The organism is Labilibaculum sp. K2S (assembly GCF_030372765.1).
Classification (GTDB): Bacteria; Bacteroidota; Bacteroidia; order Bacteroidales; family Marinifilaceae; genus Labilibaculum.
The window spans coordinates 94,142-109,643 of sequence record NZ_JAUCMW010000012.1; the positions used below are offsets into that span (position 1 = coordinate 94,142).

The following is a 15,502-nucleotide window of genomic DNA, read 5'->3' on the forward strand; positions in this document are numbered from 1 at the left end:
CCTGCATGGGTATGCGATATACAAAAAAGCCACTCACATTGCTACAAGTGGGTTGTGGGTTGTTATTATTTCTTTTTCACTCCAACTCTCTACCCTAAATCCCCTGAAGAGGACTTTCATAAACACTACCAAAAGCCGCTTTTGGGATTTGGGGTGAATCATTAGGAACGATTGAACTGCCCCGGCCGGGAACAACTATATTAGTAATATAAAAAACTTTTTACGGAATTTTTATTCGGGTGCACGCCAATCATTATGTATTCAGTAAGTTGAAGTTGCAGTAAACACTCGTTCTTGCGGATTTTGAAAAACAGTTGGACACAATCAAATTTTATGAGTTAAGTAGTTTTTTATGGACAAAAAATAAAAATGCATCTGTAAAAGCTGACTAAAAACACTTTTGCAAAGGAAATAAACACGAATACACCTCCCTTTCTAAAAATTATCCTGATCATTATGAAAATCACCTAATTTGAATGGTACAACTTGCAACAAGCATTTTTTATCGAAAAAACAAATACACATTTCTATTTTATGATTACATTCGGTGGCCAATGAGTAAACACAGCACTTTTTGAGATACTAAAGAGTTTAAGATGTTTTTAGTTGAGAACAAATTGACCTAATAATAAATAATGAAATACGACAAAAGCAAATACAAAATATGGGACTGGAAAAGTCCGGTAATTTTACATTGGATTATTAATCCTGGAGTAGTTATTAGTGATTTATTTTTAGGACAAACAATGCCTAAGGTAATGCTCATAGAACGTGAAGGGAATAAGCCTTTGTTTCAGCGCTCGTTTACTCCATGTCCGCACTGTGGCGAATTGCATTCTGCTGTTAAATATTCAGCTCAAAATAAAACTGCAGCAAAAAATTGGTATGGTTTCTATTGCGACAAGTGTACCGAAATAATTCCGGCACAGCGAAATTTAACATCCTTACTGGTGCTGCTGGTGACTTTCCCTTTGTGGGGTTGGTTTGCGAAAACACTAAAGCAAAAATGGTTGAACAAACAACCGGAAAGATATAAAAACCTGAATCTTGATTTCAGGGAAGAAAAAAACACAACAAAAAACTGGTTGAAGTTTGGCCTTAGCTGGGGACTATTGATGTATATAATTACAATTTTAATAATGCCACTTATTAATCAAGCTGAAATTACTCAAAGGAGTTTATTAACAGGAATTCCATTGTGGTTAATTGGTGGCCTTGCTTGGGGATATACCATGAAGATATGGATGAACAAAAAAGGAAAAGCTAATAAAAAACTCACTAGTACGATAAACTAACAAAAACCATTCAACCCAAATACTAAACTAAAAATTATGAGTAAAAAACAGATTGACAAATTGATGCATAGCCTATTGGCTATTTCTAGTATTTTAATGTTGCTTGGAACTTTTTTTAAACTACAGCACTACCCATATGGGGACTTAATACTTTCGACTGGCATCTGGTCAAGTCTTGTAATAGGCACTATTGAAATTAGTCACCTAAAAAAGATTAGAAAAACATTAGAAAAAGAAGCTTCAAAATCTAATTAGACAAACAAATATGTGGTAACAAAATCGAAATTATCATGGCCTTTGATCCCGATGCATCGGGAAAAATTTAGCACAAGAAATAAATACCAACAATTCCGATCAACCATTAAAAACCATTTACCCCAAACAGTAAACCTTAAAAAACTAAAAATGAAAAACGACAAAGCACTCCGAATTTTCCTGATGCTATTTTGCATCTTTTTACTTTCTATTATTTTCACAGCATTCGACATATCATTTAGCGATGCCAACTCTGCCCCTTACAATTTGGGTTTTGCTGTTGGTGCTGCATCTGGAAATATGCTTAAGATTTTGGCAACTCTGGCTATTGCAAAAATGGCATATGTTAAGATGAAGGCTTTTAGTGAATAAGCGAAAAATTAATTATTGAAATAGACATGATTGTGTTTACTTAGAATTCACCACATATTTATAAACAGATTGAAATGAATTTATTAACGAAAATAATTTGGACTTTATGCATACTGATTTGGTTTATGATGCTGATTGTAATGACTATTGCATTAACTGATATTACTTCCTGGAATCCTTTTAAAGAATATCGATTTATTATTGTAATTGGATTTATTGCCATATCTGGATTTATTCTAAATGCCTATAAAAACAGAATAAACACACACAATGTCTAGTATTCCAGATCGTGACAATCTATTAGGAGAGACAAAAATCATGATTTATCGGAAAAGTAACTCTTGATAGGCTATTTAGGTAGTTATTTGTAAAAATGAAGAAACATTAGATAAGCAAGTTAATTTAGCTTAATAGACATATTGGCATTCATTGCGATGGAACTAACAAAAATTGAAAACATGAAAAAACTCTTACATATTTTAAAAAGATTTGGACTTTCATTCTTATTCATAGTATTAGGAATCTACATATTGAATACAACTAATTCTATTTTAGGAACTGTAATCGGAGTTGCAAACATTGTATTTTTTGGAGTGTTAATCCTTTGGGCTATTTTCAAAATGTATAAAGATAGAATGGTTAAATGACTTAAAACCTAATAATTAGGATACGTGCTGAATTGTTCACTAAATCGCAACGGCAAAAGAAAATGGAAGGAAGCAATAAAGAATAAGTTTATTATCAAACTCAAAATGAAGCAATGGAGATTATCGGCATCCTATTCATTCTAATTGTGTGTGCATTTTTAATTTATATGCTCTACACCAAAATACAAAGCATAAACGCTATAGATGGGCTACTGAAAGAGTATTATGAGGATCAAGACATAACAATTACAAACATTTCAAAATTTAACTTTACGGAACGTTTAAAATACGGAGTGCCGGTAATTCCATTTATGCGCTTTTATTCTTCTACATGCTACAGTTTGTTTTCAAAAGTAGATGAAAGCTATTTCAGAAAACTAGACACTACCAATAAGAATGATGCAGAACAAATCCGTTATGTAGAGATCATCTTTTCGCAAAATGGGATCGAATACAACGAATTTGACACCTATAATTTTTAAGACCTATGACAAAATTCGGCACTGATAAACAAACTTTAATTGATCTAAATATTTTCCCTCAAACTAAAGGAGATTTATCAGTCTTTGACTTTTACAATTCAACCAAGACCCAAGGCGGTAGATATGAGTTAGAAAAAATGATGCGAACTCCCTTGAATGACTTGGAAGAATTAAATGCCAGAATTTCTGCCATAAAATACATTTGTAATAATCCGGTTGAGTGTGAACTTGACAATGAATATCTCGACTTTATTGAGTATTATCTAAATCAAAACACTCTAATATTAAAAGATAATTTTTTGAATTCGATAGAGTCCAGCATTTCGTATCAAATAAATCCAAGCAACGAGTATTATATTATCCTTAGAGGACTTGAGTTTCTTAAGAGTCATTTGAATATTTTATCTGATTATTTAAAAGCTATCGATAAATCGGACATGCCTGAATTCTTTAATCATCTATTGTTGGAATTTGAAGGCATTACAAAATCAGCAGAATTCAAGCTGTTTATCAATCCCCCGAAAGGGAAATTTACTTTCCGGCAAATCAATCAATTTGATTTCTTAATCAGATCCCAGAAAAAGGAAGAAATAAAAAGGATTCTACAACTCTCCTATCAGCTTGATGCATATTTATCAATTGCGCATACATCAAAAATTAAAGAATTAGGATTTCCCGTTCTAACAAAAACACCCAAACCTCATTTAAAAATAAATGGCTTTTTTCACCCATTTATTACCTCCCCAATAAGGAATGATATTGAGCTGGCAGATCATAAAAACCTTTGTTTTGTTTCGGGAGCAAACATGGCAGGAAAATCGACTTCATTAAAGGCTATTGGCTTATGTGTTTATCTTGCTCACGTTGGATTTCCAGTACCTGCCAGAGAAATGAAAGTATCTCTGTTTAATGGATTGTATTCTACTATTAATATCTCCGATGATATAAATAAAGGCTACAGTCATTATTACAGCGAAGTTAGAAGGGTGAAGGAAATTGCCTTACAGATTAAAAAGAAGAAAAAAGTACTGGTCATTTTTGATGAATTATTTAGAGGAACAAATGTTAAAGATGCCTTTGATGCTACATTAATGGTATCCAAAGGCTTCACGGAAATAAAGGATTGTCTCTTTTTTATATCGACTCATATTGTTGAAGTTGCTCAGGAACTTGAAAAGCTGGACAGTGTCGATTTTAAATATTTTGAATCGCACTTAGTAGAGGGAAAGCCAATTTACAATTACAAATTGATTAATGGAATATCAACAGAACGATTGGGTGTAACGATTTTAAAAAATGAGAAGATAATGGAAATAATTGATCAGATCGTAAACGATTAACCAAATTCGCAACGGCAAAAGAAAATGGAAGGAAGCAATAAAGAATAATCTAATTGCATGCCACAAACAAATAAAAAAGGATTTTACCGGACAAGATCTTTTTTTTTTGTGATTTACAGCAAATTACAATCAAAGCTCATCTGATAAAACAACTCTTTTACGGTTAAAATCGGGTCATAACCTGACAAGCCATACCAATCCATACTTAATACAAATTATCACACTTCTGCTGCTTTACTCTATTAATCCAATACTATATTTTGTTTATCTATTTTTCTTTTGATAAATTCGGCCATTAATTTATTTTTGCAGAACATAAAATATCATTATTACTGCTAATTAACAAAGGAAGTATACAGTGGTTTGCAATTAATAAAATAAACCCATTCATTACAAAAGCTGATTGTAAAAGACTAAACAACTGCACAAACAAAAAATGAGATATAAATTTAAGATCAAACAAATAGCATTTTTTGCTCTAATAATTATTTCCTTCTTTAGTGGCTGTAATTATAATTCAGAGAAAAATATTGACAAAGTCAGTAAACTATTACCAAACGGAAAACATTTAATGGTCGAAAAGACCAATGAAGAAACCACTGCCATAGGTATTTTCACAAAACATGATTATGGAACAACCCATCAATTCTCTTATAAATTATCAATAGACAATGGTGATGTGATTTGGGATGGTGGAAGTGGAGAACCGAAAAATATTCTTTTTTGCGAAGACACAATCTACATCCGTTATCTGGCTAATAAATACATACAAGTGGAATCGACTGATTCCATAGACAATACAACTAAACATGATTATCATTTTGAAATAAGAGAAGCATTTCAAAAGCATATCGATAATCGCTATTTTTTCAAGCTTTTGGGTGATGATTATTGGGTAGACGTTTTACCCGAAGATTATGCCTGCAGGCAGATATCTTGTGATGAATATCCCATCGCAAACAGCTGTGAATTATCATTACCACCAGTTACTGAAGAAGCCGGAACCAAGCAATAAAGAACAATCTAATTACAAATCAATAATTTACGTTTAAAGAAAATGGACGATACATTACTAAACATCTTACAAAGAGTGCTGTTTATTATTCCTGAAATAATAATTTTAATAGCATGCATCCTAAATTTAACCTATAAGCAGAGTACTGCTGGTATATTTCTGATTGTAGGTGCTGGAATTAGATTTCTAGGCTCTTTGTTTCAGAGCATTGCTATTCCCTACCTTATTCAAGTTGGTAATACAGACCTTCTTTCAGGAAGTGTTAATATCTTTACATTTACCACTCCTCTGTTTTTTATTGGTTCGGTTCTATTCGCTATTGGCTTGTTACTGATGGTTCAGGAGAAAGCTCGAATGCATAAAACAATATAACAGACTCCCACTCATGAATAAATTTATTGGCATAGTCTTACTGCTCTTCTTTTTTTCACCGGAAATACATTCCCAGCCGAAAGAAAAAGACCATACAATTGAAATTCATACAACACCATCAACACTGCTGGATTTTACGCCACGATTGCGAATGGGTGTTGAGTATCAGCAATCGGATAAATTTGCCTACAGTCTCGATTTTGGTTTGGGAAATTCGGTGATTAATTTTTACCGGGTAAATGATTCGGATCTGGAAAAGGATTATCAGTTTTGGGAAGTGAGACCGGAACTAAAATACTACTTTCTAAAACCCAATAATGTAATCTCGATATATGGTGCCATTGAATTTTTTTACCTCGAAACTTCAAACAGCAATTACGATGATCATTACTATCCCAAAAGCACATCAACAGCTATTCTTTACGACAAAGCAGACTTTCTAAAACAAAAAATGGGTGCACACATAAAGTCCGGTATAAAAATAATTGCCAACAACAAATTCAGTTTCGATTTTTATGTTGGCGGAGGAATTGCCTATCGAACGGTAAAGTATTCCAATGTTATTAATCCACATGTTGATGAGAGTTTTGAATCCTTTGATGAGTGGGAATTTGGATTGTCGAAAAGAAAGGCGGGAAGCAAAACAATCTTCCACCTTACAGCAGGCTTTAAAGCAGGTATTATTTTCTAAAACCATCACAAACTAAAAAAAGGATCTTGCCGGGCAGGATCCTTTTTTTTTGATTTACAGCAAATTACGATCAAAATCCATTTCGAATCAAGTCTGATCCTAACATGAACGGCTCGCTTATGGTTAGTGCCTGACAAGCTGGTATTTTACAAAGAGAGAAAGCACAGACTCACCTCCCAGCCTGTGATGCACCCAATAAATGATCTTAGTTAAAAAAATAAATAAGGCATTATTTTTCAGCCAAAACAAATACACTTTTCTGTTTTATAATGTACATTCGTAAGTCAATTAGTAAACATTATGCTTTTATTTTCACGATTTAACTTACTACAAAAAAGATAACAATGAACACGATCATTCTCATCGCTTTTAGCATTGGTTATGCATTAATTGCCCTCGAAAGCAAAGTTAAAATCAACAAAGCTGCTATTGCTCTGTTTACAGGAGGTGTGATTTGGACAACTTATATTTTATTTCAATCAGATTCGGAAGAAATCGTTCATCAACTGGTTGAACACATTGGGAGCATATCGCAAATTATATTTTTCCTGATTGGTGCCATGACAATTGTTGAATTAATTGATTCGTACAGTGGTTTTGATGTCATCACAAAACTCATTAAAACAAACAATAAACGAATTCTTCTGGTGATCTTAAGCTTTATCACTTTTTTCTTTTCTGCAGCTCTTGATAATCTTACCACCACGATTGTGATGGTTACACTTACCCGGAAATTATTAAATGAGAAAAATGAAAGGCTGTTGTTTATTGGTATGATTGTAATTGCAGCAAATTCAGGAGGAGCCTGGACTCCTATTGGTGATGTAACAACAACAATGCTGTGGATTGGAGGTCAGATTACAACTTTTAACATCATGCATCAATTATTTTTACCAAGTCTGATAAATATGATTGTCTCGCTATTTTTAATTTCACGAATGGTGAAAGGTGATTTTAAGAGAATTGATCCTTCGAATCATGAATCAAACATTTTAAATTCCGAGAAAAGAATCGTCTTTTTTATAGGTATAGCGGCTTTAATTTTTGTTCCGATTTTTAAATCCATAACACATTTGCCACCATTTATGGGGATACTAATAGGCTTATCGGTATTGTGGATTGTAACCGAACTTTTAAACAAAAACAAAGCATTCGAACATAAAATAACTGTAACAAATGCATTACGAAAAATTGACACTCCCAGTGTTTTATTCTTTTTGGGGATTCTTTTGGCCGTTGCGGCTCTTGAATCAACGGGCCTGCTGTCAAGTTTTGCTGCTGCACTTAGCAAATCGGTTGGTAATCTTACCACCATTGCAATGTCGTTGGGTATTCTTTCATCAATCATAGACAATGTACCCTTGGTAGCCGCATCAATGGGTATGTACGATTTACAAGTATTTCCCACTAACCATTATTTTTGGGAACTTATTGCTTATTGTGCCGGAACAGGAGGTAGTATTCTTATTATTGGATCGGCTGCCGGTGTAGCTGCCATGGGAATCGAGAAAATAGACTTCTTTTGGTATCTGAAAAAAATCAGTTGGATAGCACTTGTTGGTTATTTGGCGGGTGCTTTTTTGTATACATTACTCCTTTGACTACAATTACTGACAAGCTGAGATTTTAAGCAGACTTATAGTATTGTAGGTCATGTTGGAGGGTGTACGAAAAATAAAGTTTCACTTGAAGCGTCACGTTGAGCGAAGTCGAAACATCTGTTATTCAAGGACACAGATTCTTCGACAAGCTCAGAATGACAATTATTTAATCTTTTGTGCTAAATTCTTTATTCATGCTACAATAGTGAGTCCACAAATTCGGAAGCCGTACCGCTGGTTAGCGCTTTTATAAAAGCAGTACCAATAATTGCTCCGTTCGAAAAGCTGGAGGCATGCTGAAAGCTGGCCTTATCGTGAATTCCAAATCCGATGAGGGAAGGAATTTCCAAGCTGGCCACCTTTTTAAAGTAATCTTCCCTCTCGGTACTTTGCTCCAAAGCGCCACCTGTTGTCGCCGAGGACGAAACCATGTATAAAAATCCTTTGGCGGCTTTTTCTATTTTCGCCATGCGCTGATTGGTAGTTTGAGGAGTTACCAGCAAAATATTGTACACGCCATGCGCCTCAAACTTTGTTTTGAATTCCTCTTCGTACTCTTCCAATGGCAAATCGGGCAGAATCACCCCGTCGATACCACAGCTTTGGCAATCCAACAGGAAAGCATCCACACCATATTTAAAAACCACATTCCAATAGCCCATTAATATCAAAGGCATGGTAATGGTGCTTCGAACTTCTTTTAATTGCTGAAAAAGCAGTTTCAGGCTCATTCCCTGATCCAAAGATTGCTTTGCTGCAATCTGAATGACAGGTCCGTCGGCCAAAGGATCGGAAAATGGGATTCCTATCTCCACCAAATCAACTCCTTTGTCCTGTAAAAACTGCAGGTTGGGTACGGTGTCGTTCAGGTTTGGGTATCCGGCAGGAAAATAGATGGATAAGATATCCTTTCCTTTATTTTGAAATAATTGATCTATTCGGTTCATATGTTTTCAAGTTATGAATTATGAGTTATAAATGATAAGTGAACTGTATTCATCCACAAATCTTTCCCTTGCTCACTTACTTCCTAATTAATAATTCTTAATTCATCATTATTAAATGTTTTTTATGTAGGTCTCCATGTCCTTATCGCCTCGTCCTGAAAGATTAACGACTATCACATCGTCTTTATCAAAGGTCATTTGCTCCAGGGCTGCCAAAGCATGTGCCGATTCCAGAGCGGGAATAATTCCTTCGGATCGCGCCAATACCATAGCGGCATCCAAAGCTTCACGATCGGTTACGGATAGAAATTGTGCTCTGCCAGTTTCGGCCAAATGTGCATGTAAAGGTCCAACACCAGGGTAATCCAAACCTGCCGAAATAGAGTAAGGTTCCGTAATCTGACCATCTTCATCATGCATCAGCATGGTTTTGCTGCCGTGAATAAAACCAATGTCGCCAATGGTAATGGTTGCAGCTGTTTCGCCACTGCTAACACCCAAACCAGAAGCCTCTACGGCTACCAATTTTACATCCTCTTCATCCAGATAATGATAAAAAGCTCCGGCAGCATTACTTCCTCCACCCACACAGGCAATCACGTAATCAGGATTCGGGTTTCCGGTCTCTTTGGTCAGTTGTTCGCGAATTTCTTCGGATATAACCGACTGCAACCGGGTTACCATGTCTGGATAAGGATGCGGCCCCACCACCGAACCAATCAAGTAGAATGAATTCGGGTTGGCAATCCAATCGCGGATAGCCTCGTTGGTAGCATCCTTTAAAGTCTGATTGCCCGAAATGGCAGGAACAACCTTCGCGCCCAACATCTTCATTCGAGCCACATTGGGTGCCTGACGCTCGATATCCAATGCTCCCATGTACACAACGCATTCCAAGCCAAACAAAGCACAAACGGTAGCCGTTGCCACACCATGCTGCCCTGCTCCTGTCTCTGCAATGATACGGGTTTTGCCCATGTATTTGGCGATCAGAATCTGCCCAACGGTATTGTTGATTTTATGTGCACCGGTATGCGTTAAATCTTCGCGTTTCAAGTAGATATTGGTTCCGTAACGCTTCGATAAATTCCCCACTTTAGTCAGTGGTGTTGGCCGGCCCACGTAATTATCCAACAAACGTTTATAATCTTTCTGAAACTGCTCCGAATTGATAATCTTCAGGTAGTTTTCGCGTAATTCATCAACATTTGCACGTAACAATTCAGGAATATAAGCACCTCCAAATCGCCCGTAGTAACCACGCTCATTTACTGCATATTTATTTTTGCTCATCATTAGTTTGTCTTACTGATTTTAAAAACTCTTCTACTAACACCACATTCTTTACTGCAGGACTTTGTTCAAATCCTGAATTTACATCCAAGCCAAATAATCTGGAATGTTGAAAGGCTTTTACTGCCTCAAGGTCATCCATTCCAATTCCTCCACTCAGAAAAAAAGGAGTTTCACCTTTGTATTTTTTTAAAATTTGCCAATTGAACTTTTTACCGCTTCCACCATAAGAATCTGATTTTGTATCAAACAGGAAATAATCACAAGCTTTATGATAGGCTTCCAAGCATTCAAACTGGAATGCTTCATTCAACTGAAAGGCTTTAAACACCTCTAAACCAGATTCTTTTATCTGATGACATTCTTCCGGACTTTCGTCTCCATGCAACTGAATTGCATCAAGTTGATATCTCTTCGCCAAAGTCAGAATCTTTTCGGCAGCTTCATTTACAAAAACGCCGACTTTACGGATATGAAAAGGAATCATCTTCGTAATTTCTGCTTCAAAATCGTCTCCAACGTAACGTACAGATTTTGAATAAAAGATAAAGCCCATGTAGTCTAATGGCAATACCATCAACTCCTTAACATTACTTTTATCGCGAAGACCGCAGACTTTAATTTTCATTGTTTTTTATTTTTTTTTATGTATCAGGCTATCAAAAAAAACTTTCAATATATTGATGTCATGCTGAGAGAAGTCGAAACATCTGTTTCTTAAACCATTAGATTCTTCGGCAAGCTCAGAATGACAATTACCCGTTTTTTTGACATCTTCCAACGCCATTGCGTGTCCCTACATTTCTGCTATGAATTGTTTGCAGGCATTGCCCGGTGAATCCTGTTTCATAAAATGCTCTCCCATTAAAAATGCCTGAAAACCATTCGCCCTCATCTTTTGCACAACCTCAGGACTATCCAAACCGCTTTCGGCTACGCGTATCATATCTTCAGGCAATTTAGCTGCCAATCGGATTGACCGATCTGTATCCACCGAAAAATCTTTCAGATTTCGGTTGTTGATCCCCACCAAATCAACAAATCGGTTCACATGCTCCAATTCCGATTCATCATGCAGTTCAAGCAATACTTCCATACCCAGATCCTTTGCGATAAAGGCAAAATCCTTGCATCGCTGGGGACTCAATATAGCTGCAATCAACAAGATTACATCTGCTCCCATTGCTTTCGACTGATAAATCTGATAAGCATCAATTATGAATTCTTTCCGCAGTAATGGAATACTTAGAGTCTTGCGGGCCGTACTAAAATCATCTGCCTTTGCACCAAAAAACAGCTCATCAGTCAGTACCGAAACCATCGAAGCTCCTGCTACCTGATAAGATTTCACCACTTCCCGCGGTTTTGCTGTTCCGTTAATCACTCCCTTGGAAGGCGACTGGCGTTTGAATTCTGCAATCACACCCGAAGCTCCCGTTCTGGCAATCGACTCTTTGGCTGAAAAACAAGTCCGTTTGAAATTACCCTGTTCCATCAACTGAAAAATGGGCATCTGCTCTTTCTGAACAGCCACTTCAGCCAATTTTTGCTGCACAATCTTGTCTAATATATTTTGCTTTGCATTCATGCCTAATTTCCTTTTGTCAGTTTCTTCAACACCTCGTACGAATTTCCCGAAAGCAAAGCTTCTTCGGCTCTACCAATAGCATCAGCCCTGCTGATTTCGGGATGCAGACAATGAATTGCCATGCCTGCATTGATAGTAACCACCGAATTTTGAGCGTAAGTTCCTTTTCCTTTGAGAATATCGACAAAGATTTTCCCTGCTTCCTCTACTGTTTCGCCACCATACAATTCTTCCGGATTCAATTTCCGTTTCCCAAATGCTTCCGGCTCCAACAGCTCTTCGATTTGGTTTCCAATCAATTTCACTTTCCCTGTCAGGGAGACTTCATCGTACCCATCAATTCCATGAATGATTGTATAACTGGAATCTGTTTCCTGCAATAAGTACTGATACAAACGGGCCAGTTCCAAATCGAAAACCCCGACAATCTGATTCTTTGGGCGTGATGGATTTACCAAGGGACCCAACATGTTGAAAAATGTTCGAACTCCTAAATCGCGACGGATTGGCGCTATGTTTTTCATGGCTGGATTGAATAAAGGAGCGTGCAAAAAGCAAATTCCTGCTTCATCCAGATCCCGTTTCAAATCTCCTTCCTTATTTTTAAACTGATAACCCAAATGTTCAATCACATTAGACGATCCGCAAAAAGAAGATACGCCGTAATTCCCGTGCTTGGTTACTTTTTCGCCGGCACCGGCAACTACAAATGAAGCTAATGTTGAAATATTAAAGGTGTTTTTTCCATCGCCTCCGGTTCCGCACAAATCAACGCCATTGTATTCCGATAAGTCAACAGGAATACACAATTCAAGAAGAGCTTCGCGAAACCCGGTTAGTTCCTCAACAGTAATGCTTCGCATCATAAAAACCGTTAAGAAGGACGTAATTTGAAATTCGTTAAAATTCCCTTTTGTAATCTGAATCAAAACCTGTTTCGCTTCCTCTCTTTTTAAGGTTTTGTGTTCAAATAAATGGTGAAGTATATTTTTCATTGTTCTTTTAGATTTGAGATGTGAGATATTAGATTTAAGAATTTAACCAGTTTTCAATCATTTTCAGTCCATTAGGAGTCAAAACCGACTCTGGATGAAATTGAACACCCTGCACGTCATATTCCTTGTGGCGGATTCCCATGATCTGTCCCTCTGCATCTTCGCAGGTAACCAGTAAACAATCCGGTAAATTCTCTTTCGTGACATTCCATGAATGATATCTTCCTGCCGTAAACTCCTGATCGATTCCCTGCAAAACACCTTTATCATCAGCAGTCCGAAAAACCGAAGTAGCCACACCATGATATACTTTATCCAAATTCTCAATGCTCCCGCCAAACACTTCTGCAATTGCCTGTTCTCCCAAACAAACGCCTAATATCGATTTAGTAGCTGCGTATTCGCGGATCACATCTTTTAAAATGCCTGCTTCGTCAGGAATTCCCGGTCCTGGCGACAATAGTATCTTATCGAACTTAGCTACCTCTTTCAAATCGATTTCCCGGTTTCTGTGCACCTCAATGTCCTTCGCACCTAACTTTCGCAAATATTCCACCAAATTATAGGTGAAGGAATCGTAATTATCCAAAACTAAAATCTTCATATCCTATATATTTTGTGCCAATTCCATAGCTTTTCGCAAGGCAGCTAATTTATTACCCACTTCGTTTAACTCATTCTCCTCTTTCGATTTTTCAACCACTCCAGCTCCGGCCTGAAAATACAGCTGATTGTCCTTACTTAAAAAGCTTCGAATCATGATTGCCTGATTTACTTCCCCGTTAAATCCCAATGAACCGATACAACCGCCGTAAAAACCTCTTGCCGTTGGTTCGTATTCATCGATCAACTGCATAGCGCGGTATTTAGGAGCTCCCGACAGGGTTCCTGCAGGAAATGTATCTCCCATTAACTGAAAGGGATTGTAGTCATCGGGAAGTTCACCGGAAACCTTAGATACCAAGTGAATTACGTGTGAAAAATACTGCACCTCGCAAAAGGTTTCTACTTTTATATTTTGTGCATCACGGCTCAAATCATTTCTGGCCAAATCGACCAGCATCACATGTTCTGCCTGCTCTTTTTCGTCCTTCAGCAATTCTTTAGCCAGTTCAGCATCTTTCACTGCATCACCGGTTCTTCTGAATGTTCCGGCAATTGGATGAATGTATGCCTTCTTGTTTTTAATTTCAATCTGCGCTTCAGGCGATGATCCCATGATTCGGAACGATCCGTAATCGAAATAAAACAAGTAAGGCGATGGATTAACTGACCGCAAAGCGCGGTACAAATTAAAATCATCACCTTTGTAAGCTTGTGAAAACTGACGGGAAAGAACAATCTGAAAAACATCACCTCTTTTGCAGTGCTTCTTACCCAAAGTCACCATTTTTTTATAGGTTTCATCATCCATATTCGATTGCTCCTCACCTTCCAGCGAAAAAGTAAAAGCCGGCAGGTTTCTATTTCTCAACAAATCAGAAACTTCGCGTATTCTGGACTCATCTCCGTTTTTCACCAATTCAATAATCTTTAATGTATTGTTGAAATGATTTACTTCAATGATGAATCGATATAGAGAATAGCACATTTGCGGAATGCCCGACTGCTTTTTGTCCAAATTAAAATCCAAATCCTCGAAATAAGGAACTGCATCGTAAGTTGTGTAACCAAAAAGTGCATTTGCCTTGGGTACATTTTCCTTTCCTTCCAGATCAAATTGATTCACAAAATCTTTTAACTTGCCCGAAACAAAGCGTTTGCCTTTGCCTCTGGCATCAAAAATTTCTTTTTTGCCTTCCACCTCTTCAATCAATTGCCCATCTTTTAAAGTGATGCTGGCAATTGGCTCCAAAGCAATAAAAGAACTGGCATTTTCAGGACTGTGGTAATCCGAACTCTCCAACAATATTGCACCCGGAAACCGATCTCTCAATTTCAGATACATACTCACCGGAGTAATTACATCGGCAAGTAATTCTTTTTTTAGGTATTTAAACTTTATCATTTGGTTGTTAGTTAAATTCGATTCAAAAAAAAACGGCCTACTGAGTATCAGTAGGCCGTTTGCTATGTTCTTAACTATATTTTAGGAACTAAATTTTGCACATACGGGGGTCACCTCTGCTCTGGTTTTGAGAGTTCGTAAATGTGCCACCACCAATATTTGCTATTCATTCCAATCATATTTCTTTTTTTTCTTCCTACAAATCTAATTAATAATTTATTCAAATTCCAAATCTAAATTCACAAATTATCCAGCTTCCAAGAGAGATAAGTTAAACTTTTCCTTTAAAACAAAGACTTACAGCCAATGTTATTTTTTTTTATTTTAATTACACAAACCCAATTCAAACCATATCATCACTCAACACACCCCAATTCACAATAGGGTGTTGCATATAAAAAGCTCAAATTATCTTACAAGCCCCCTATTTTACCCCAATTAATCAAATTATAATATTTTTTCAATTGTTTATAAAAAAAGCTCAAACCACTTGATTTTACTATATCTACAGCCAAACACACCAATAGAATTCAAACGTTAGCATTTTATTAATTCTAAAAAATAGATTTGCAGGATAAGAAATAATTCATACATTTGGCGC

Annotated in this window: 17 protein-coding genes; 10 read left to right on the top strand and 7 right to left on the bottom strand. The window is 36.6% G+C overall.

All coding sequences use genetic code 11. The annotated features are described in order from the left end of the window. Nucleotides 1-635 precede the first annotated feature (635 nt). The 10 genes from QUH73_RS13815 to nhaD all read left to right on the top strand — a co-directional run bounded on the left by QUH73_RS13815 (nucleotide 636) and on the right by nhaD (nucleotide 8,070). On the top strand, nucleotides 636-1,295 hold the full coding sequence (locus QUH73_RS13815; protein ID WP_124993691.1) for a hypothetical protein: 660 nt from the start codon (nucleotides 636-638) through the stop codon (nucleotides 1,293-1,295). 36 nt (nucleotides 1,296-1,331) lie between these two features. Further along, nucleotides 1,332-1,550, top strand: coding sequence for a hypothetical protein (locus tag QUH73_RS13820; RefSeq protein WP_289531029.1), 219 nt, complete (start codon nucleotides 1,332-1,334; stop codon nucleotides 1,548-1,550). 150 nt (nucleotides 1,551-1,700) lie between these two features. After that, complete coding sequence (locus QUH73_RS13825; protein WP_289531030.1) at nucleotides 1,701-1,922, top strand: hypothetical protein; 222 nt, start codon at nucleotides 1,701-1,703, stop codon at nucleotides 1,920-1,922. A 74-nt stretch (nucleotides 1,923-1,996) separates the two neighbouring features. Beyond that, a complete protein-coding gene (locus tag QUH73_RS13830; protein ID WP_289531031.1) occupies nucleotides 1,997-2,200 on the top strand; it encodes a hypothetical protein in 204 nt (67 codons plus the stop codon). 482 nt (nucleotides 2,201-2,682) lie between these two features. Continuing rightward, complete coding sequence (locus tag QUH73_RS13835; protein WP_289531032.1) at nucleotides 2,683-3,051, top strand: hypothetical protein; 369 nt, start codon at nucleotides 2,683-2,685, stop codon at nucleotides 3,049-3,051. Nucleotides 3,052-3,056: 5 nt separating this feature from the next. Continuing rightward, nucleotides 3,057-4,391: a MutS-related protein gene (locus QUH73_RS13840; protein WP_289531033.1), complete on the top strand. Its 1,335-nt coding sequence runs from the start codon at nucleotides 3,057-3,059 to the stop codon at nucleotides 4,389-4,391. A gap of 436 nt (nucleotides 4,392-4,827) precedes the next feature. Beyond that, nucleotides 4,828-5,406 carry a hypothetical protein gene (locus QUH73_RS13845; RefSeq protein ID WP_289531034.1) on the top strand — a complete coding sequence of 193 codons (579 nt, stop codon included), beginning with the start codon at nucleotides 4,828-4,830 and terminating at the stop codon, nucleotides 5,404-5,406. Nucleotides 5,407-5,448: 42 nt separating this feature from the next. Then, nucleotides 5,449-5,778, top strand: a complete 330-nt coding sequence (locus QUH73_RS13850; protein WP_289531035.1) for a hypothetical protein — start codon at nucleotides 5,449-5,451, stop codon at nucleotides 5,776-5,778. Nucleotides 5,779-5,791: 13 nt separating this feature from the next. Continuing rightward, nucleotides 5,792-6,469 carry a DUF3575 domain-containing protein gene (locus tag QUH73_RS13855; protein WP_289531036.1) on the top strand — a complete coding sequence of 226 codons (678 nt, stop codon included), beginning with the start codon at nucleotides 5,792-5,794 and terminating at the stop codon, nucleotides 6,467-6,469. 344 nt (nucleotides 6,470-6,813) lie between these two features. Then, nucleotides 6,814-8,070 (top strand): sodium:proton antiporter NhaD, encoded by a 1,257-nt coding sequence (nhaD, locus tag QUH73_RS13860; RefSeq protein WP_289531037.1) that lies wholly within the window; start codon nucleotides 6,814-6,816, stop codon nucleotides 8,068-8,070. A 197-nt stretch (nucleotides 8,071-8,267) separates the two neighbouring features. Here nhaD and trpA read toward each other — a convergent pair whose 3' ends face one another. From trpA to QUH73_RS13895, 7 genes are all read right to left on the bottom strand, one after another. After that, nucleotides 8,268-9,017, bottom strand: a complete 750-nt coding sequence (gene trpA, locus QUH73_RS13865; RefSeq protein ID WP_289531038.1) for a tryptophan synthase subunit alpha — start codon at nucleotides 9,015-9,017, stop codon at nucleotides 8,268-8,270. 111 nt (nucleotides 9,018-9,128) lie between these two features. After that, the gene (gene trpB, locus QUH73_RS13870) at nucleotides 9,129-10,310 is read right to left on the bottom strand and encodes a tryptophan synthase subunit beta (RefSeq protein ID WP_289531039.1); all 1,182 of its coding nucleotides are present in this window, start codon (nucleotides 10,308-10,310) and stop codon (nucleotides 9,129-9,131) included. Further along, nucleotides 10,297-10,938, bottom strand: coding sequence for a phosphoribosylanthranilate isomerase (locus tag QUH73_RS13875; protein ID WP_289531040.1), 642 nt, complete (start codon nucleotides 10,936-10,938; stop codon nucleotides 10,297-10,299). Before QUH73_RS13875 ends, trpB begins: the two co-directional genes overlap by 14 nt. Before the next feature lie 168 nt (nucleotides 10,939-11,106). Continuing rightward, entirely contained in the window at nucleotides 11,107-11,898 is a 792-nt protein-coding gene (gene trpC / locus QUH73_RS13880; protein ID WP_289531041.1) for an indole-3-glycerol phosphate synthase TrpC, read from the bottom strand. 2 nt (nucleotides 11,899-11,900) lie between these two features. Then, nucleotides 11,901-12,893, bottom strand: a complete 993-nt coding sequence (gene trpD, locus QUH73_RS13885) for an anthranilate phosphoribosyltransferase (RefSeq protein ID WP_289531042.1) — start codon at nucleotides 12,891-12,893, stop codon at nucleotides 11,901-11,903. A gap of 34 nt (nucleotides 12,894-12,927) precedes the next feature. Next, nucleotides 12,928-13,497 carry an anthranilate synthase component II gene (locus QUH73_RS13890; RefSeq protein WP_289531043.1) on the bottom strand — a complete coding sequence of 190 codons (570 nt, stop codon included), beginning with the start codon at nucleotides 13,495-13,497 and terminating at the stop codon, nucleotides 12,928-12,930. 3 nt (nucleotides 13,498-13,500) lie between these two features. After that, on the bottom strand, nucleotides 13,501-14,901 hold the full coding sequence (locus tag QUH73_RS13895; protein ID WP_289531044.1) for an anthranilate synthase component I family protein: 1,401 nt from the start codon (nucleotides 14,899-14,901) through the stop codon (nucleotides 13,501-13,503). Between the last annotated feature and the right edge of the window lie 601 nt (nucleotides 14,902-15,502).